A 17,165-nucleotide genomic window follows, 5' to 3' on the forward strand; every position below is an offset into this window, starting at 1 on the left:
GTCACGCCTCCTGGGCGGCGGTCTTGCGGCGGCGGACGACCCAGAAGGCGCCGGTGCCGACGGCCAGGGTGGCGCCGACGCCGATGACGCCGGCGAGGCCGCCGGAGAGCCGGGGGGCCTCGATGCCCTTGACGCCGTAGTCGGCGAGCGGGGAGTCGGCGGCGGCGTGGTCCTCGACGTTCTTGTCGATGCCCTTGTCGGCGGCGACCTTCTCCAGGCCGTCGGGGCTGGCGGAGGCGTAGAAGGAGACGAAGCCGGCGAGGACCAGGGCGGTGACGAGGCCGCCGATCCACAGCTTCTTCGGGGAGGCGGTGGCGGCCGGGGCGGCGGCGGGAGCCGGGGCGGCGTCGACCAGTTCGCCGTCGACGCGGAGCTTGAGCGGCGCGGTCAGGCCGCGGGCGCCGTACACCAGGTCGGGGCGGACGGCGATCACGGCGCCGACGGTCAGCATCGTGATGACGGCCTCGCCGACGCCGATGAGGACGTGCACGCCGACCATGGCCGTGAGGACCTTGGAGACGGGGACGTCGGTGGTGCCGCCGATCGCGTAGATGAGGGTGAAGACGGCGGCCGCGGCCGGTACGGAGACGAGCGCGGCGGCGAACGAGGCCACGGTCACCGAGCGCCGGGTGCGCGGCAGGACGAGGACGAGGCCGCGGAAGAGCGCGTAGGCGACGACGACGGTGACGACGCCCATGACCGTGATGTTCACGCCGAGCGCGGTGAGGCCGCCGTCGGCGAAGAGGATGCCCTGCATGAGCAGGACCACGGCGATGCACAGGACGCCGGTCCAGGGCCCGACGAGGATCGCCGCGAGCGCACCGCCGAGGAGGTGTCCGCTGGTCCCGGCGGCGACCGGGAAGTTCAGCATCTGGACGGCGAAGATGAAGGCCGCGACGAGGCCGGCGAGCGGCGCGGTCCGCTCGTCCAGCTCGCGGCGGGCGCCACGCAGGCCGGCGGCGACGGCGCCGGCGGCGACGACACCGGCGGCGGCCGACACGGGGGCGTTGATGAATCCGTCAGGTACATGCACGTCCGGAATGATAGAGCGCTCCTGCAAAGAGCTTGCAAGAGCGCATGGGTCACAGAACGACGGCGCCCGGAGGCACGTGACTCCGCGCACACCCGGCGCCGCACACGCATGCGGCGCGCCGTCGCCGGGAAGAAGTGGAACCATTAGTCGATAAGAGGACAAATGTGAGGAGCCTCCGATGGCCGGCGCGCACGACCACATCGTCGACGACCACGCCAAGGGACGGATCATCAGCGACGCCCCCCTCTCCCGCCCGGTCCCGGTGTCCCTCCGTTACGACCCCGAGTTCTCCCCTGACACGGTCCGCCTCGGCTTCCCCGGCGCCGTCGAGTGGTCCTTCCCGCGGGCCCTCCTGGAGACCGGACTGCGCGCCCCGACCCGGCGCGGCGACATCGGGGTCTGGCCCTGCGGCCGCGTCCAGACGGTCGTCGAACTCCACACGGGCGACGGGGTCACCGTCGTCCAGTTCGACACCACGGCCCTGCTCCGCTTCCTGAAGCACACGTACGCCGCCAGTACGTCGATGACGACACACTGACGGCGCACGGGGACCGGAGCCGGGATCAGACCCTCACGAGGTCATCAGACCCTCACCAGGTCATCAGACCTTCACGAGGTCCGGCTTCGCGGCACCGGGCTCACCGGTGGACTTCGCGAGGCCTTCGCCCTCCACGTCCACGTTCGGCAGGATCCGGTCCAGCCACCTCGGCAGCCACCAGGCCTTGTGGCCGAGGAGCGCGAGGACGGCAGGGACGATCGCCATGCGGACCACGAAGGCGTCGAAGAGGACCGCGGCGGCCAGACCGAAGCCGATCATCTTGACCATCTGGTCGTCCATGCCCATGAAGCCGGAGAAGACCGCGATCATGATCACCGCGGCGGCGGTGACCACCCGGGCGCTGTGCCGGAAGCCGGTCACGATCGCCTCGCCGGGACGCTCGCCGTGGACGTACGCCTCTCGCATGCGGGTGACGAGGAAGACCTCGTAGTCCATCGCGAGGCCGAACACGACGCCCACCATGAAGATCGGCATCATCGACATGATCGGGCCGGTCTGCTCGACCCCGAAGAGGCTGCCCAGCCAGCCCCACTGGAAGACCGCGACGACCGCGCCGAGGGCCGCGACCACCGAGAGCAGGAAGCCGAGGGCCGCCTTCAGCGGGACGAGGACCGAGCGGAAGACCAGGGTCAGGAGCACGAACGCGAGGCCGACGACGAGGGCCAGGTAGGGCACCAGGGCGTCGTTCATCTTCTGCGAGAAGTCGATGTTCATCGCGGTGGCGCCGGTGACGAGGACGTCGTCGCCCGTGGCGTCACGGATGTCGTGGACCAGACCCTCGGTGGCGGTCGAGGACGGCCGGTCCTTCGGGATCACGGTGATCATCGCGGCGTCGCCGGCCTTGTTCGGGGTCGCCGGGGTGACCGCCGCCCAGCCGTCGAGGCCCTTGATCGTGGAGACCGTCCGGTCGGCGGTCGCCTTGTCGCCGTCCACGACGACCATCAGCGGGCCGTTGAAGCCGGGGCCGAAACCGTCGGACAGCGCGTCGTACGCACGGCGCTCGGAGGTCGCGGTCGACTTGACGCCGTCGTCCGGGAGGCCCATCTCCAGGGAGGCCGCGGGCACGGCGATCGCACCGAGGCCGAGGACGCCGACGATGAGGACCATCAGCGGGCGGCGGATGACGAAACGGGCCCAGCGGGTGCCGCCGTTGGGCTTGTCGCTCGCCTTGGCGGTGCCCTTGCGCTGCTTGCGGCTGACGACCTTGTCGCCGGCGAAGCCGAGCAGGGCCGGGATGAGGGTGAGCGCGATGAGGACCGCGATCACGACCGTGCCGGCGGCGGCGAAGCCCATCTTCGTCAGCATCGGGATGTTGACGACGGCCAGGCCGACCAGGGCGATGACGACGGTGAGTCCGGCGAAGACGACGGCCGAGCCGGCCGTGCCGACCGCGCGCCCGGCGGCGTCCTCCTTCGTGCGGCCCTCGGCGAGCTCCGCGCGGTAGCGGGAGACGATGAAGAGGGCGTAGTCGATGCCGACGGCGAGGCCGATCATCGACGCGAGCGTGGAGGTGGTGTTGCCGAGGTCGAGGACCTTGGCGAGCGCGGTGATCGTCGAGACGCCGATGCCGACGCCGATGACCGCGGTGAGCAGCGGGAGCCCGGCCGCGACGAGCGAGCCGAAGGTGACGACGAGCACGATGCCCGCGAGGACGATGCCGATGGCCTCGCTCGCGCCCTGCTCGGGCATGGACTGGAGGGCGTCGCCGCCGACCTCGACGGTCAGGCCCTTGCCCTGCGCGTTCTCCCCGGCCTGCTTCAGCGCGTCGCGGGTCTCGTCGGTCAGCTCCATGGCGTTGACCTTGTAGGAGACCGAGACGTAGGCGGTGGAGCCGTTCTGCGAGACGGCGTGCGCGGTGTACGGGTCGGTGACCTGGACGATCTGGTCGGAGCCCGACTTCAGCGCGGAGACGGTCTCCTCGACGACGGCCTTGTGCGCCGGGTCGGTCATCTTCTCGCCCGCGGGGGCCTTGAAGACGACGCGGGCGGTGGCCCCGTCGGCTCCGGCGCCCGGGAAGCGCTCTTCGAGCAGGTCGAAGGCGCGCTGCGCCTCGGTGCCGGGGATCGAGAAGGAGCTGGAGGTCGCGGTGGGCGCGGTGGCGGCACCGACGCCGGCGAGCGCGAGGAGCGCCACCCAGAGGAGGGCGACGAGCCGTCGGCGCCGGAAGGCGGTGCGGCCCAGCTTGTAGAGGAACGTGGCCACGGGGGCGTACTCCCATTGTGGGGCGGGACAGGACATGGGGAGCCGGCCCGACGGCGTGAGCGGTTCGTCGTCAGGTGGAGAGGCGGAGCTTCAGGTGGAGAGGTGGGGCTTCAGGTGATCAGGCACCGAGTGAGGGGAGCACCACGGCGTCGAAGTAGGCGCTGAGGAAGGCGCGGTCGACCGGCTGATCCTCGATCAGCGGGCGGGCGATGAACGCACCGATCAGCATGTGCGGGACGAGCTTCAGCGCCGGGTTCCCGGCGTCGATCTCGCCGCGCCGGACCGCTCGCTGCAGGACTTCGTCGAGGCCGTTCATCTCGGGTTCGATGAGCAGCTCGCGCAGCGCGCGGTGCAGTTCGGGCTGGGTGTGGACGGCATGGGCGAGACCCCGCATCAGCGCGGCGTCCTTGTCCATCTGGCAGTCGTCGGTGAGGGCGAGCATCTCCTGGATGTCGCCCCGCAGGGTGCCGGTGTCGATCTCGGTGATGTCGACCGGCTTGTTGTGCCGCAGCGCCCGGGCGACCAGCTCGGGCTTGCTCCCCCACTGGCGGTAGAGGGTGGCCTTGCTGGAGTGGGTGCGGGCGGCGACGGCGTCCATGGTGAGGGCGTCGTAGCCGACCTCGCGGAGGAGTTCGAGCACGGCCGCGTACAGCTCGGACTCCCGCTCGGGAGTGAGTCTGCTGCGTGCCATGGCCGGTGCTCCGATCCGAACGAAACGGTTTCGTACACCATGACGATATACCCACCACCTCAGCGAAACGAAACCGTTTCGTACGTGTCCTGGACCACACTCCCGTGGAAGTCCGCATACACGTACGAGTTGCCGCGCCCCCTCCGCGCGGAAAGCATGAACGGGTGAGTGACGACGTCGCGTATCTCCGTTTTCCGCACCTCCACGACGACCTGCTGTGCTTCGCCGCCGAGGACGACGTGTGGCTCGCCCCGCTCGTCCCCGAGGGCCACCGCCCCGGCCGGGCCTGGCGCCTGACCGTCGACCGGACGCGGGTCGGGCACCCGCGCTTCTCGCCGGACGGGCGGCACATCGCCTACACGAACTGGCGCAGCCTCGACCCCGAGATCCACCTCGTCCCCATCGACGGCGGCCCCGCCCGGCGCCTCACCCACTGGGGCTCCACCGACACCCGGGTCTGCGGCTGGACACCCCCCGACAAGGACGGCCGCTCCGACATCCTCGCCGTCTCCTCGCACGGGCAGCCCTTCTCGTACTACTCCTGGGCCTACACCGTCCCCACCGACGGCTCCCCCGGCCTCCGCCTGCCCTGGGGCCCCGTCTCGGACATAGCGGTCACCGACGACCCCGCGGTCACCGGACAGGACGGCGAGCGCCGCAGCCTCCTCCTCACCGGGAAGCCGCCGCACGAACCGGCCGCCTGGAAGCGGTACCTGGGCGGCGCCACCGGCCGCCTCTGGCTCCACGGGGAACGGCTGCTGCCCGACATCGGCGGTCACCTCGACGCCCCCATGGCCGTCGGCGGGCGCATCGCCTTCCTCTCCGACCACGAGGGCGTCGGCAACCTCTACTCCTGCCGGCCCGACGGCACCGACCTGCGCCGCCACACCGACCACGACGACTTCTACGCCCGGCACGCCTCCAGCGACGGGCGCAGGGTCGTCTACCAGTGCGCGGGCGAACTGTGGGTCGTCGACGCCCTCACCGCCGACTCCCGCCCCCGCAGGCTGGAGGTCCGCCTCGGCGGCCAGCGCGTCGGCCGCCGCTCCTACCAGGTGCCGGCCGCCCACCACGTCGACGCGGTCTCCGTCGACGAGACCGGCCGCGCCTCCGCCGTCTCCGTCCGCGGCAGCCTGTACTGGCTGACGCACCGCGACGGCCCCGCCCGCACCATCATCGACACCCCCGGCGTCCGGGTCCGGCTGCCCGAGATGCTCGGCAGCGGCGGCCAGGTCGCGTACGTCACCGACGCCGAGGGCGAGGACGCCGTCGAGGTCGCCTACCTGCCGCGCGCCAGCGGCGACCGGCCGCCCCGCCGACTCGCCTCGGGCGACCTCGGCCGGGTCGAGGAACTGGTCTCCGACCCGGACGGCGAGCGGCTCGCGATCGCCTCCCACGACGGCCGGCTCCTCCTCCTCGACGCGACCGAGGAGTCCGACGGCGAGGTCACCGAACTGATCCGGTCCGTCAACGGGCCCGTCCGCGACCTCGCGTTCTCCCCCGACGGCGACTGGCTGACCTGGTCCCACCCGGGCATCGGCCGCTCCCTGCGCTCCATCAAGATGGCCCGGATCTCCGGCCCCGGCGCCCGCACCGTCGTCGACGTCACCAACGGCCGCTTCGAGGACGAGAACCCGGTCTTCACCCGGGACGGCCGCTACCTCGCCTTCCTGTCCTGGCGGGGCTTCGACCCGGTGTACGACGTGCACACCGGCGACCTGTCCTTCCCGCTCGGCTGCCGCCCCTACCTCGTCCCGCTCTCCTCCGCCACGCCCTCCCCGTTCGCGCTGCTCCCCGACGGGCGCCCGGCGGCCGGCGGCCTCGACCCCGCCGACGACGACACGGAGACCGCCGACGGCACGGTCACCGTCGAAACCGAGGGCCTGCCCGACCGGGTCACGCCCTTCCCGGTCGCCGCCTCCAAGTACTCGGCGCTGCACCCGGTCAGCGGCGGCGGCCTGGTCTGGCTGCGCTGGCCCATCTCGGGCGCGCTCGGCGAGACCTTCGCCAACCCGACCGACACCTCGGGCAAGCCCACCCTGGAGCACTTCTCCATCACCAAGGCCCGCAAGAGCGAACTCGCCAAGGACCTCGACTGGTTCGCGGTCAGCGGCGACGGCACCCGGCTCGTCGTCGCCGACGACGGCGAGCTGCGGGCCGTGCCCGCCACCGAGTCCGGGGACGGCGACTCCACCGTCTACCTGGACCTGCGGCGCATCCTGCACGAGATCGACCCGGGCGCCGAGTGGCGGCAGGCCTTCGACGAGGCCGGCCGGATCGTCCGCGCCTACTTCTGGGAGCCCGGCATGGGCGGGGTCGACTGGACGGCCGTCCTCGACCAGTACCGTCCGCTCGTCGAACGGGTCGCGTCCCCCGACGAGTTCGCCGACCTGCTCCGCGAGGTGATGGGCGAACTGGGCACCTCGCACGCGTACGTCACCCCCGCCCGCCGCAACGAGGGCCCGCCGCACTACCAGCGGCCGATGGGCCTGCTCGGGGCCAACCTCGTGCCCCGGGACGCCGGCTGGACCGTGAAGCGGATCCTGCCCGGCGAGTCCTCCGACTCCAAGGCCCGCTCCCCGCTCGCCGGCACCGGCATCCGCGAGGGCGCCGTCCTCACCCATGTCGACGGCCGGCCCGTGGACCCGGTCTCAGGCCCGTACCCGCTGCTCTCCGGCACCGGCGGCACCACCGTCGAGCTCACCTTCACCCCCGCCGAGGGCGAGGGCCCGGCCCGCCGCGTCGCCGTCGTCCCGCTCGTCGACGAACGGCCCCTGCGCTACCAGGACTGGGTCGCCAAACGGCGCGCGGTGGTACGGGAGATCAGCGGCGGCCGCTGCGGCTACCTCCACATCCCCGACATGGGCGGCTCCGGCTGGGCCCAGTTCAACCGCGACCTGCGCATGGAGGTCTCCCGGCCGGCCCTCATCGTCGACGTGCGCGGCAACGCCGGCGGCAACATCAGCGAACTCGTCGTCGAGAAGCTGACCCGCAAGATCCTGGGCTGGGACCTCACGCGCAACGCCCAGCCCGTCAGTTACGCCTCCAACGCCCCGCGCGGCCCCGTCGTCGCCCTCGCCGACGAGGCCACCTCCTCCGACGGCGACATGATCACCGCCGCGTTCAAGCTGCTCGGCCTCGGCCCGGTCGTCGGGCAGCGCACCTGGGGCGGGGTCGTCGGCATGACCGGCCGCCACCGGCTCGGCGACGGCACCCAGATCACGGTGCCGATGAACGCGGCCTGGTTCCCCGAGTACGGCTGGTCCCTGGAGAACCACGGCGTCGAACCCGACCTCGCGGTCCTGCGCACCCCCCTCGACTGGGCCGAGGGCCGGCACGCCCAGCTCGACGACGCGGTCCACGTCGCCCTCGCCCTGCTCGACGAGACCCCGGCGGCGAGCCCCCCGGGGTACGAGTCCCTCCCGGACCGCTCCCGCCCGAAACTGCCGCCGCGACCGGAGGCCTGACGGGTGTCCTGTCGATCGGGCCGGCCTCAGGAGGTCAGCGCGAGGTCCAGCTCGTAGGCGGTGCCGGGCGCGCCGCCGTCGAGCGTCACGCTCCCGACCGCCCCGAACCCGACCCGGCCGAGCACGGTCCTCGACCCCGCGTTGTCGAGGGTCGTGACGGCGGTGAGCCGGCTGAGCCCGTACTCCTCGCGGGCCAGCCGGCACAGCTCGCGCACCCCGGCCGTCGCCACCCCGCGCCCGGTCGCCCGCTCGGCCACCCGGTAGCCGAGCTCGGCGCACCCGTCGGCGACGTCCACGAGGTTGAACCGCCCGAGGATCTCCCCGTCCTCCGCCACGAGGACGTGGAAGAGGATCGTCCCGGTCTCCTGCTCGTCGAGCAGCGCCCGGTGCCGCTCCGGGAAGGCGGCGAAGTACGCGTCACCCCGGTCGGGCACGCGCGCGGCGAAGTAGGCCCGGTTCTCCCGCTCGAAGGCGAGCAGGGCGGGTGCGTGATCGGTGCGGAGTCGCTCGAGTACGGCCATGCCGATCACCGTACGAAGATCCGGCCGCGGGCGCGCGTGAGTTACCGGCCGAGATCCGATTCCGGGCACGGGCGAAGGCGCACCCGGTGTCGCGGGTGCGCCTTCGTCAAGGACGGGCCGGGGTCAGGCGTCGTAGTCCTGGTCCATGCGGTCCTGGGCCTCCTGCTGGGCCCGGCGGGTCTCCTCGTCGGAGCGGCCGCGGCCCTGGGAGGCGCGCTCGGACGCCTCGTCCTTCGCCTTGCCCGCGGCCTGCCTGGCCTGCTCCTTGAGCTGGTCCGCCTTGTCCTTGAACTGGTCCTTCATGCCCATGGAAGTTCACTCCTAGAAGGGGTGTGAGGGGGGTCGGGGCGATGTGCCCCTCGGGCCTCGACCAGCCTTGCACGAGCGAACATTCCACGCATGTCGATCGGTTACGGACGGCTACCGCGCGGAGGAACCCTCCGCCCGCGCCTGCTCGTCCGCCGCTCCTCCCGCGCCCACCAGCCCCTTGGAGACCGAGCTCAGACGGGGCTCGAAGCGCCGCATCTCGCGCTTCCCGACCGTGGCGATCACGCCGGGCAGGTAGCCGCGGACCGACTGCATCCCGCGCAGCCACCACTGCGCGTACACATGGGCCGAGCGCCGCTCGATGCCCGCCACGATCCGGTCGACGGCCGGGCCGAGGGGGTAGGTGCGGTTCGAGGGCCACGGCAGCCGCTGCCGCAGCTCCTTCATCACGTCGTCCTGGTCCGCGCCCCGCACCATGTCCGTGTCGGTCCAGGACAGGTAACCGACGCCCACCTTCACGCCCTTGTACGCGACCTCGGCGCGCAGGCTGTGCGCGAAGGCCTCGACGCCCGACTTGGACGCGCAGTACGCCGTCATCATCGGGGCCGGGGTGATGGCCGCGAGCGAGGCGATCTGGAGGAAGTACCCCCGGGACTCCATGAGGACCGGAAGGAACGCCCGGCCCGTCACCGCGCCGCCGATCAGGTTGACCTCGATGACCCGCCGCCAGGCGGCCGGGTCGGAGTCGACGAAGGGACCGCCCGACGCGACACCGGCGTTGGCGACGACGATGTCGACCTTCCCGAACCGCTCCTTCACCTCGGCCGCGACCTTGGCCATCGCCTCGTGGTCGGTGACGTCGGCGTGCCACCAGTCGGCCTCGGTGTGCAGCCGCCCGGCGACCTCCTTCAGCTGCTCCGGCTCCAGGCCGACGAGCGCGATCTTCGCGCCGCGCGCCGAGAGCTTGCGCGCGAGGAGCTCCCCGACCCCCCGGGCCCCGCCGGTGACGACCGCGACCTGTCCTTCCAGGCTCACCCTGCTCATGCCTGCTTCTCCTTCTCCTGCTCCCCGGACGTGACGCCCAGGTACGTGAGGGTCAGTTCACGGATCTGCGCGGTGACGGCCTCGGGGGCCTCCACCGGCGTCATGTGGCCCATGCCGGCCAGCTCGACGAGGCCCGTGCAGTGCGGCAGCGCCTCCACCATCACCCGCGCGTGCACGGGCGGCGTGAGCCGGTCGGCGGTGCCGACGAGCACGGCCACCGGCAGCCGCAGCTCCCGCAGTCCCGCCTCCAGGTCGAGACCGGCCAGGACCTGCGACCAGCCGTAGCGGGCGCCGCGCGGGCAGGCGTGCACGATCCGGGCGCAGGCCTCGACCCGCCCGGGCGCCGAGGCCGGTCCCATCGTCGCGTACTTCAGGACCTTCTTCGAGACGGCGTTGACCGGGCCGAGCGGGGCCTTCGCGCCGAGGACGGCCGCGGTCAGCCGGCTGCGCAGGCCGCCGGGCCGCAGCGGTACGACGGTGGCCTCGGCGGTCAGCCGCGAGGCCCCGGTGGAGCAGAGCAGGACGGCGGCGGCGTGCTGCCGGAGCGCGGGCCGCCCGGCGGCGGCCATGATCGTCATGCCGCCCATGGAGTGGCCGGCCAGGACGGCCCGCTCACCGGGGCCGAGGGTCGCCGCGAGCACCGCCTCCAGGTCGTCGGCGAGCGCTGTCGTGGAGTAGCCCGCGCCGCCGGTGGCGGCGGGCGCGGGGGACCTGCCGTGGCCGCGCTGGTCGTAGGCGATGACCCGGTGGTCGGCGGCGAGGGCCCGTATCTGCTCGGCCCAGAAGGCGATCGAGCAGGTCCAGCCGTGGGAGAGGACCACGGCGGGCGCGCCCTCGGGGCCGTACACCTCGACGTGGACCGGGGTGCCGTCGGCGGAGACGGCGGTGAGCGCGCGGGGCGCGGGCAGGCTCTGGAGCGTCACTTGGCGGTCTCCTTCTTCTTCCGTGACGTGGGGGCCGCGGGCGCCGGCGCCGGTTTCGGCGCGCGGATCACCTCGTACTCGGAGAGGTCGACCTGCCGGGTCTCGCGCCGGAACTCGGCCGTGGTGCCGGGCCACAGGGTGGTGTTGCGGCCGCTGGCGTCGAGGTACCAGCTGTCGCAGCCGCCGGCCTTCCACACGGTCCGCTCCATCCGGGACTGGACCTTGCGGTTCCAGGCGCCGACGGCGGAGGGGCGGACGGCGAGGGCGGACCGGCCTCCGAGGACCTTGAGCTGGCGGAGGTAGTCGGCCAGGTAGTTCAGCTGGGACTCGATCATGAGGATCATGGAGGAGTTCCCGAGGCCGGTGTTCGGCCCGATGATCATCATGAGGTTGGGGAAGCCGCCCGCGGTGGCCCCGCGCAGCACCTGGACCCCGTCCTTCCAGGACTCGGCGAGGGTGTGGCCCTCGGCGCCGACCACGCGCTCGGCGATCGGGATGTCGGTGACGTGGAAGCCGGTGCCGAAGACGATCGCGTCGACCTCGGTCTCGGTGCCGTCGGCGGCGACCACGGTCGAGCCGCGGACCTCGCGGAGACCGGAGGCGACGACGTCCACGTTCGGCTGGGCGAGCGCCGGATAGTACGTGTTGGAGAGCAGGATCCGCTTGCAGCCGATGCGGTACGAGGGCGTCAGCCTGGCCCGCAGCTCCGGGTCCTTGACGGAACGCGCGATGTTGGCCTTGGCGAGCTTCTCGACCAGGCCGAGCTCGCCCGGATGCTTGGTGAAGGCGCCGACCTGGAGCTCGCGGATGCCCCAGAGGATGCCCCGGCGCAGGGTCGCCGTGGCCGGGAGCGTGCGGTGGAGCCAGCGCTCGGGGGCGCTGATCGAGCGGTCCATGCGGGGCATGACCCAGGGGGGCGTGCGCTGGAAGAGGGTGAGCCTGCCGACCTCGCGCTGGATCTCGGGCACGATCTGGATGGCGGAGGCGCCGGTGCCGACCATGGCGACGCGCTTGCCGCGCAGGTCGTAGTCGTGGTCCCAGCGGGCCGAGTGGAAGACCTTGCCGGGGAAGTCGGCGAGGCCCGGGATGTCGGGGATCCGCGGGTCGGAGAGCGGTCCGGCGGCGGCGACGAGGACCTCGGCGCTGAAGGTGCCGCCGCTGGTCTCGATCTCCCAGCGGAGGGTCTCCGCGTCCCAGCGGGCCTTCAGCATCTCGTGGCCGAGACGGAGGTGCGGGCGGATCCCGAAGGTGTCGGTGACGTGCTCCAGGTAGGCGCGGATGTGGCGCTGTCCGGAGAAGGTCCGGGGCCAGTCCGGGTTGGGCGCGAAGGAGAAGGAGTAGAGGTGGGAGGGGACGTCGCAGGCGCAGCCGGGGTAGCTGTTGTCGCGCCAGGCGCCTCCCACGGAGTCGGCCCGCTCCAGGACGACGAAGTCGGTGATCCCCTCGCGGCGGAGCCGGACGGCGGCCCCGATGCCGCCGAATCCCGACCCGATCACCGCCACCTTGACCTGCTCGTGCTTCGCCATGCCGCCTCCTGTGCGCCCGGCCACGATTCCGCCAGCAATCACTGGCACAGTCGGGACTGTAGAGCAGCTCCTTACCGAGCGGTAGGGGTACGGCGAGGGAAAGTTACCGGCGGTACAACATAGGCTGGCGGGTGTGGCAGAAGGATCACGTCCCGAGACGGGCGCACAGGACGGCCCGCGCGAGGCGCCCGACGGCAGCACGCGCGAGGCGCCCCACCGCGGCACGGGCGAGGCGCTGAACGCCGGCGCGCCCGCGCACCGCGAGTACCGCATGGAGGAACTGGCCTCCACCGCCGGCATCACCGTGCGCACCCTGCGCTTCTACCGCGAGCGCGGACTGATCCCGCCGCCCCGCCGCGAGGGCCGCATCGCCTGGTACGACGACAGCCACCTGGCCCGGCTCCGTACCATCGCCGCCCTCCTGGAGCGCGGCCACACCCTCAACGGCATCGCCGACCTCACCACCGCCTTCGAGAGCGGCCGCAACGTCCGCGAGGTCCTCGCACTGCCCGCCCCCTCCGAGGAGGAGCCGGTCCGCCTCACCCCCGAGGAACTCGCCGACCACTTCGCCGGCGAGGTCACCGCCGAGAACCTCGCCGCCGCGCTCGACCTCGGCTACCTCGTCGCCGACGGCGAGGAGATCATCCACATCAGCCGCCGGCTGCTCGACGTCTCCGCCGCCCTCGTCCGGGAGGGCGTCCCGCTCGCCGAGGTCCTCAAGGCGGGCGCCCGCGTCCGCGAGCACGCCGACGCCCTCGCCGAGCTCTTCACCGAACTCCTGCGCACCTACGCGGACGGCGACGACCTGTGGCGGCTGCGCCCGCTCGCCAAGAGCGTGGTCGAGGCCGAACTGTCCATGGCGCTCGACCGGCGGCTGCGCGAGGCTCCCGAGGCCCCCCAGGCATCCGGAACGGCCTCATGATCGCCTGACAGGTTCTTCAACGGTTCTTCACGACCTCCGTCCTACGGTCGGTCCACCCGCCGCGCCCGCGCCGGGCCCGACAGGAGGAACGGGAGAACCGATGAGGAAGAACCGGGTGCTGCTGGCCGCCGCCGCGGCGGTCACGGCCTTGGCGCTGACCGGCTGCGGCGGTGGCGGGGACGACGGCGCCGGGAAGATCCCGACGGCCGGCGACGGCTCCCCCTCCGGCACGGGAAAGGCCACGGCCGGAGCCGGGAACGGCTCCGACGGCGGCAAGGACGAGGTCACCGCGTACGTCGAGGCCAGGCGCGCCTGGGTGAAGTGCCTGCGCGAGAACCACGTCGACGCCCCCGACCCCGACGCGAACGGCCAGGTCGACCTCGGCGACGGCCGGACCCTCAAGAAGAACCCGGCCTACCTCAAGGCCTCGGAGAAGTGCTCCTCGCTCAACCCGGCGGTCCCCGCCGAGATCGAGCGCAGGCTCGCCCCCAAGCTCACCCCCGAGCAGATCAAGACGCAGTTCGCGTACGCCGATTGCATGCAGAAGCACGGCGCCCCCGACTTCCCCGACCCGGAGCCCGACGGCAACGTCTACGGGGACGTCCAGTGGGACTCCACCACCGCCGCCGCCAAGCAGGCCGCCCGGACCTGCGCGCCGATCATCGGCGACCCCGTCGAGCAGGGCACGGGCAAGGGCTGAGCGGTGAGCGAGATCTTCACGGAGAAGGACGAGGCCGGAGCAGCGGAGGTGGAGCCGGAGCAGGAGGGGACGGCTCCCCCACGCGCCCCCGGCCGCCGGCGGAGCCGTACCGTCCTCGTCGCCGCCGCCTTCGCGCTGGTCACGGCGGTCGCCGTGGTCGGCGCGCTCGGCCTCGGCGGCGACGGGGGCGCGGGCACCGCCGCCCCGCCGAGAGCGGGCTCCACGGTCGCGGTCACCCGCACGACCCTCGTCGAACGCACCGCGGTCGACGGCACGCTGGGGTACGGGACGGAGATACCGCTGCCGGCCAAGGCGTCCGGCACCGTCACCTGGCTCCCGGAGGCGGGCACCGTCGCCGAGCGCGGGGACACCCTGCTCCGCGTGGACGACCGGCCGGTGGTCCTGCTCTACGGGGCCCTGCCCATGTACCGCGAACTGGGCATGACGACCGGCACCCCGGCCCCGGACACCACCGGGCCCCCGACCCCTCCGGCGCCGGGGGGCGCCGGAGGCAAGGGAGGCACGGGAGGTGGTACGGGGACGGGCACGGGCACGGGCACGGGCGGCAGTACGGACGGCGGTAGGAGTACGGGCACGGACGGCGGGAGGAGTACGGCCGCTCCCCCGCAGCCGCTCCGCGGCATGGACGTCCTCCAGTTCGAGTCCAACCTCGCCGCCCTCGGCTACACCGGCTTCACCGTCGACGAGCGGTTCACCTCCGGCACCGAACGGGCCGTGGAGCGCTGGCAGAAGTCCCTCGGCCTGCCCGAGACCGGCCGGGTCGGCCTCGGCGACGTCGTGTACGCCTCCGGCCGGATCCGGCTCGGCCAGGCGTCCGTCCGGCTGGGCGCGGCGGCCGGCGAGAACGTCCTCGGCTACACCGGCACCACCCGCAAGGTCGTCGTCGACGCCTCCGCACGGGAGGCCTCCTGGGCCGTGCGCGGCGCCGGGGTCACCGTCGGCCTGCCCGACGGCACCTCCGTGCAGGGCAGGGTCGCCTCGGTCGGCCGGCAGGCGACCGCACCCGAGGGGGACGGCACCGGCGGGCCGCCCACGGTCCCGGTCACGATCACCCTCGCCGACCAGCGCGCCCTGGGCCGCCTGGAGGGCGGCCCGGTCTCCGTGGAGTACGTGGGCAGGAAGCGCGAGAACGTCCTGACCGTCCCGGTGGCCGCCCTCGTCGCGCTCGCCGAGGGCGGGTACGGCCTGGAGACCGAGGACGGCCGGTTCGTCACCGCCCGCACGGGCCTCTTCGCCGACGGCCTCGTGGAGGTGAGCGGCCCGGCGCTCCGCGCGGGCCTGAAGGTGAGGATCCCCCAGTGAGCACGGGCACGGCTCCCGACACCGTGGTGGAGTTCCGGGCGGTCTCGAAGACGTACCCCGGCGGCGTGGCGGCGGTCCGGGACGTGAGCCTGCGCGTCCGGCGGGGCGAACTCGTCGCGATCGTGGGCCCGTCGGGCTCCGGCAAGTCCAGCATGCTGAACCTGATGGGCAGCCTCGACCGGCCCTCGGCGGGCCGGGTGCTGGTCGACGGCCACGACGTGGCGGAGCTGACGGACCGGGAGGTGTCCGCGCTGCGGGCCACCCGGATCGGCTTCGTCTTCCAGCAGTTCCACCTCGCGGTCGGCGTCCCGGTCCTGGACTCGGTCGCGGACGGACTGCTGTACGCGGGGATCCCGCTGCGGCGCCGGCGGGCGCGGGCCTCGGCGGCGCTCGGCCGGGTCGGGCTCGGCCACCGCGCCCACCACCTGCCGCACCAGCTCTCCGGCGGCGAACGCCAACGGGTCGCCGTGGCACGGGCGGTGGTCGGCGGTCCCGCGGTCCTGCTCGCCGACGAGCCGACGGGGAACCTGGACTCGGCGTCGGGGGCGGCCGTCCTGGCGCTCCTGCGGGAACTGCACGCGGCGGGCACGACCGTCGTCGTCATCACCCACGACCGGGAGATCGCGGCCGCCCTGCCCCGTCGCATCGAGATGCGCGACGGCCGGGTCGTCGCGGACAGCGCCACGGATCCGATCGGAGCGCACGGATGATCCCCGCCCCCCGCCGAAGAGGCTCGCGGAGCGGGCGCGCCGCCCTGCGGCCGGCCCGGCTGCGGCCCGCCGACGTCGTCCGGCTCGGCGGCACCGGCCTGCGCACCCGCCCGCTGCGGGTGTTCCTCTCCGCGCTCGGCATCGCGATCGGCGTCGCCGCGATGATCGCGGTGGTCGGCATCTCCGGCTCGGGCCAGGCGGAGGTGGACCGACGGCTCGACGCGCTCGGCACGAACCTCCTCCGGGTCGCGCCCGGCGCCACCCTGGCCGGGCAGCGGACCAGGCTCCCGGTGGAGGCGGTCCGGATGATCGACCGCATCCCGCCGGTCCGCGAGGTCGCCGCCACCGGCACGACCGACGCGAAGGTCTACCGCAACGAGCGGATCGCGGTCGGCCGCACCGGCTCCCTCAGCGTCCTGGCCGCGGACGACGGCCTGCTCCCGGCCGTCGGCGGGCAGGTGCGGCGGGGCCGCTGGCTGGACGCGGCGACCGAGCGGTACCCGGCGGTCGTGCTGGGCGCGACGGCCGCACGGCGGCTCGACCTGTACGCCCCGGGGACCCGGGTCTGGATCGGCGGCCGCTGGTTCTCCCTGGTCGGCGTCCTCGATCCCGTACCGCTCGCCCCGGAGCTGGACGGGGCGGCGCTCGTCGGCTGGCCGGCGGCACGGACGTACCTGCGGTTCGACGGTCATCCGTCGACGGTCTACGTCCGCACCGAGGACAGCGCCGTCGGGGCGGTACGGGCGGTGCTCCCGGCGACGGCGAACCCGGCGAAGCCCGCGGAGGTGCAGGTCTCCCGCCCCTCGGACGCCCTCGCGGCCCGCGAGGCCACCGAGTCGGCGCTGACCGGCCTGCTGCTCGGCCTCGGCGGGGTCGCGCTCCTCGTCGGCGGGGTCGGCGTCGGCAACACGATGGTGATCTCCGTCCTGGAGCGCCGCCCCGAGATCGGGCTGCGTCGGGCGCTAGGCGCCACCCGGGGCCAGATCCGCACCCAGTTCGTCACGGAGTCGCTGCTCCTGTCGGTGATCGGCGGCCTCGGCGGGACCGTCCTCGGGACGCTGATCACCGCCGCGTACGCGCTGGGCCGGGGCTGGCCGACGGTGGTCCCGGTGTGGGCGACGGCGGCCGGGGTGGGGGCGACGCTGGTGATCGGGATGATCGCCGGGCTCTATCCGGCGGTACGGGCGAGCCGTCTCGCGCCGACGGTGGCGCTGGCCGGCAGCTGACGCGCGCACCCCTCGGGAAGCGGCCAAACCGTTCGGGGCACCTTCCCGGAC

At 73.4% G+C, this 17,165-nt stretch carries 15 protein-coding genes; 7 read left to right on the forward strand and 8 right to left on the reverse strand.

The features are described from left to right. Window position 1: 1 nt before the first annotated feature. A complete protein-coding gene (locus ACN9MM_RS16405; RefSeq protein WP_426364324.1) occupies window positions 2-1,033 on the reverse strand; it encodes an energy-coupling factor ABC transporter permease in 1,032 nt (343 codons plus the stop codon). 178 nt (window positions 1,034-1,211) lie between these two features. Here ACN9MM_RS16405 and ACN9MM_RS16410 point away from each other — a divergent pair, with 178 nt between their 5' ends. After that, on the forward strand, window positions 1,212-1,571 hold the full coding sequence (locus tag ACN9MM_RS16410) for an SsgA family sporulation/cell division regulator (RefSeq protein WP_426364325.1): 360 nt from the start codon (window positions 1,212-1,214) through the stop codon (window positions 1,569-1,571). 63 nt (window positions 1,572-1,634) lie between these two features. Here ACN9MM_RS16410 and ACN9MM_RS16415 read toward each other — a convergent pair whose 3' ends face one another. After that, complete coding sequence (locus tag ACN9MM_RS16415; protein ID WP_426364326.1) at window positions 1,635-3,794, reverse strand: MMPL family transporter; 2,160 nt, start codon at window positions 3,792-3,794, stop codon at window positions 1,635-1,637. A gap of 118 nt (window positions 3,795-3,912) precedes the next feature. Further along, window positions 3,913-4,485 (reverse strand): TetR/AcrR family transcriptional regulator, encoded by a 573-nt coding sequence (locus ACN9MM_RS16420; protein WP_426364327.1) that lies wholly within the window; start codon window positions 4,483-4,485, stop codon window positions 3,913-3,915. Between the two features lie 164 nt (window positions 4,486-4,649). Between ACN9MM_RS16420 and ACN9MM_RS16425 the strand changes: the two genes are divergently transcribed. Next, on the forward strand, window positions 4,650-7,952 hold the full coding sequence (locus tag ACN9MM_RS16425; protein WP_426364328.1) for a S41 family peptidase: 3,303 nt from the start codon (window positions 4,650-4,652) through the stop codon (window positions 7,950-7,952). 26 nt (window positions 7,953-7,978) lie between these two features. Here the strand turns inward: ACN9MM_RS16425 and ACN9MM_RS16430 are convergent, their stop codons facing one another. The 5 genes from ACN9MM_RS16430 to ACN9MM_RS16450 form a co-directional block, all read right to left on the reverse strand. Beyond that, a complete protein-coding gene (locus ACN9MM_RS16430) occupies window positions 7,979-8,473 on the reverse strand; it encodes a GNAT family N-acetyltransferase (RefSeq protein WP_426364329.1) in 495 nt (164 codons plus the stop codon). 123 nt (window positions 8,474-8,596) lie between these two features. Continuing rightward, a complete protein-coding gene (locus ACN9MM_RS16435) occupies window positions 8,597-8,782 on the reverse strand; it encodes a hypothetical protein (RefSeq protein ID WP_382867497.1) in 186 nt (61 codons plus the stop codon). Window positions 8,783-8,893: 111 nt separating this feature from the next. After that, window positions 8,894-9,784: an SDR family oxidoreductase gene (locus ACN9MM_RS16440; protein WP_382867498.1), complete on the reverse strand. Its 891-nt coding sequence runs from the start codon at window positions 9,782-9,784 to the stop codon at window positions 8,894-8,896. After that, window positions 9,781-10,707, reverse strand: coding sequence for an alpha/beta fold hydrolase (locus ACN9MM_RS16445; RefSeq protein WP_426364330.1), 927 nt, complete (start codon window positions 10,705-10,707; stop codon window positions 9,781-9,783). Before ACN9MM_RS16445 ends, ACN9MM_RS16440 begins: the two co-directional genes overlap by 4 nt. Beyond that, window positions 10,704-12,233 carry a flavin-containing monooxygenase gene (locus ACN9MM_RS16450; protein ID WP_426364331.1) on the reverse strand — a complete coding sequence of 510 codons (1,530 nt, stop codon included), beginning with the start codon at window positions 12,231-12,233 and terminating at the stop codon, window positions 10,704-10,706. Before ACN9MM_RS16450 ends, ACN9MM_RS16445 begins: the two co-directional genes overlap by 4 nt. A 271-nt stretch (window positions 12,234-12,504) precedes the next feature. Between ACN9MM_RS16450 and ACN9MM_RS16455 the strand changes: the two genes are divergently transcribed. From ACN9MM_RS16455 to ACN9MM_RS16475, 5 genes are all read left to right on the forward strand, one after another. Further along, complete coding sequence (locus ACN9MM_RS16455; protein WP_426368757.1) at window positions 12,505-13,155, forward strand: MerR family transcriptional regulator; 651 nt, start codon at window positions 12,505-12,507, stop codon at window positions 13,153-13,155. A 100-nt stretch (window positions 13,156-13,255) separates the two neighbouring features. Further along, window positions 13,256-13,855, forward strand: a complete 600-nt coding sequence (locus tag ACN9MM_RS16460; RefSeq protein WP_426364332.1) for a hypothetical protein — start codon at window positions 13,256-13,258, stop codon at window positions 13,853-13,855. Between the two features lie 3 nt (window positions 13,856-13,858). Continuing rightward, on the forward strand, window positions 13,859-15,178 hold the full coding sequence (locus tag ACN9MM_RS16465) for a peptidoglycan-binding protein (protein ID WP_426364333.1): 1,320 nt from the start codon (window positions 13,859-13,861) through the stop codon (window positions 15,176-15,178). Next, a complete protein-coding gene (locus ACN9MM_RS16470; RefSeq protein WP_426364334.1) occupies window positions 15,175-15,888 on the forward strand; it encodes an ABC transporter ATP-binding protein in 714 nt (237 codons plus the stop codon). The genes ACN9MM_RS16465 and ACN9MM_RS16470 overlap by 4 nt, the downstream gene beginning before the upstream one ends. Next, complete coding sequence (locus tag ACN9MM_RS16475) at window positions 15,885-17,114, forward strand: ABC transporter permease (protein WP_426364335.1); 1,230 nt, start codon at window positions 15,885-15,887, stop codon at window positions 17,112-17,114. The genes ACN9MM_RS16470 and ACN9MM_RS16475 overlap by 4 nt, the downstream gene beginning before the upstream one ends. Window positions 17,115-17,165 lie beyond the last annotated feature (51 nt).

Source organism: Streptomyces sp. E-08 (assembly GCF_049913095.1).
Lineage (GTDB): Bacteria > Actinomycetota > Actinomycetes > Streptomycetales > Streptomycetaceae > Streptomyces.

Bases quoted from the DNA above. Each gene is read 5' to 3' on its own strand.
- ACN9MM_RS16410 (WP_426364325.1), top strand. From the start codon at position 1,212: ATGGCCGGCGCGCACGACCACATCGTCGACGACCACGCCAAGGGACGG.
- ACN9MM_RS16420 (WP_426364327.1), bottom strand. From the start codon at position 4,485: ATGGCACGCAGCAGACTCACTCCCGAGCGGGAGTCCGAGCTGTACGCG.
- ACN9MM_RS16430 (WP_426364329.1), bottom strand. From the start codon at position 8,473: ATGGCCGTACTCGAGCGACTCCGCACCGATCACGCACCCGCCCTGCTC.
- ACN9MM_RS16435 (WP_382867497.1), bottom strand. From the start codon at position 8,782: ATGGGCATGAAGGACCAGTTCAAGGACAAGGCGGACCAGCTCAAGGAG.
- ACN9MM_RS16440 (WP_382867498.1), bottom strand. From the start codon at position 9,784: ATGAGCAGGGTGAGCCTGGAAGGACAGGTCGCGGTCGTCACCGGCGGG.
- ACN9MM_RS16450 (WP_426364331.1), bottom strand. From the start codon at position 12,233: ATGGCGAAGCACGAGCAGGTCAAGGTGGCGGTGATCGGGTCGGGATTC.
- ACN9MM_RS16455 (WP_426368757.1), top strand. From the start codon at position 12,505: ATGGAGGAACTGGCCTCCACCGCCGGCATCACCGTGCGCACCCTGCGC.
- ACN9MM_RS16460 (WP_426364332.1), top strand. From the start codon at position 13,256: ATGAGGAAGAACCGGGTGCTGCTGGCCGCCGCCGCGGCGGTCACGGCC.
- ACN9MM_RS16475 (WP_426364335.1), top strand. From the start codon at position 15,885: ATGATCCCCGCCCCCCGCCGAAGAGGCTCGCGGAGCGGGCGCGCCGCC.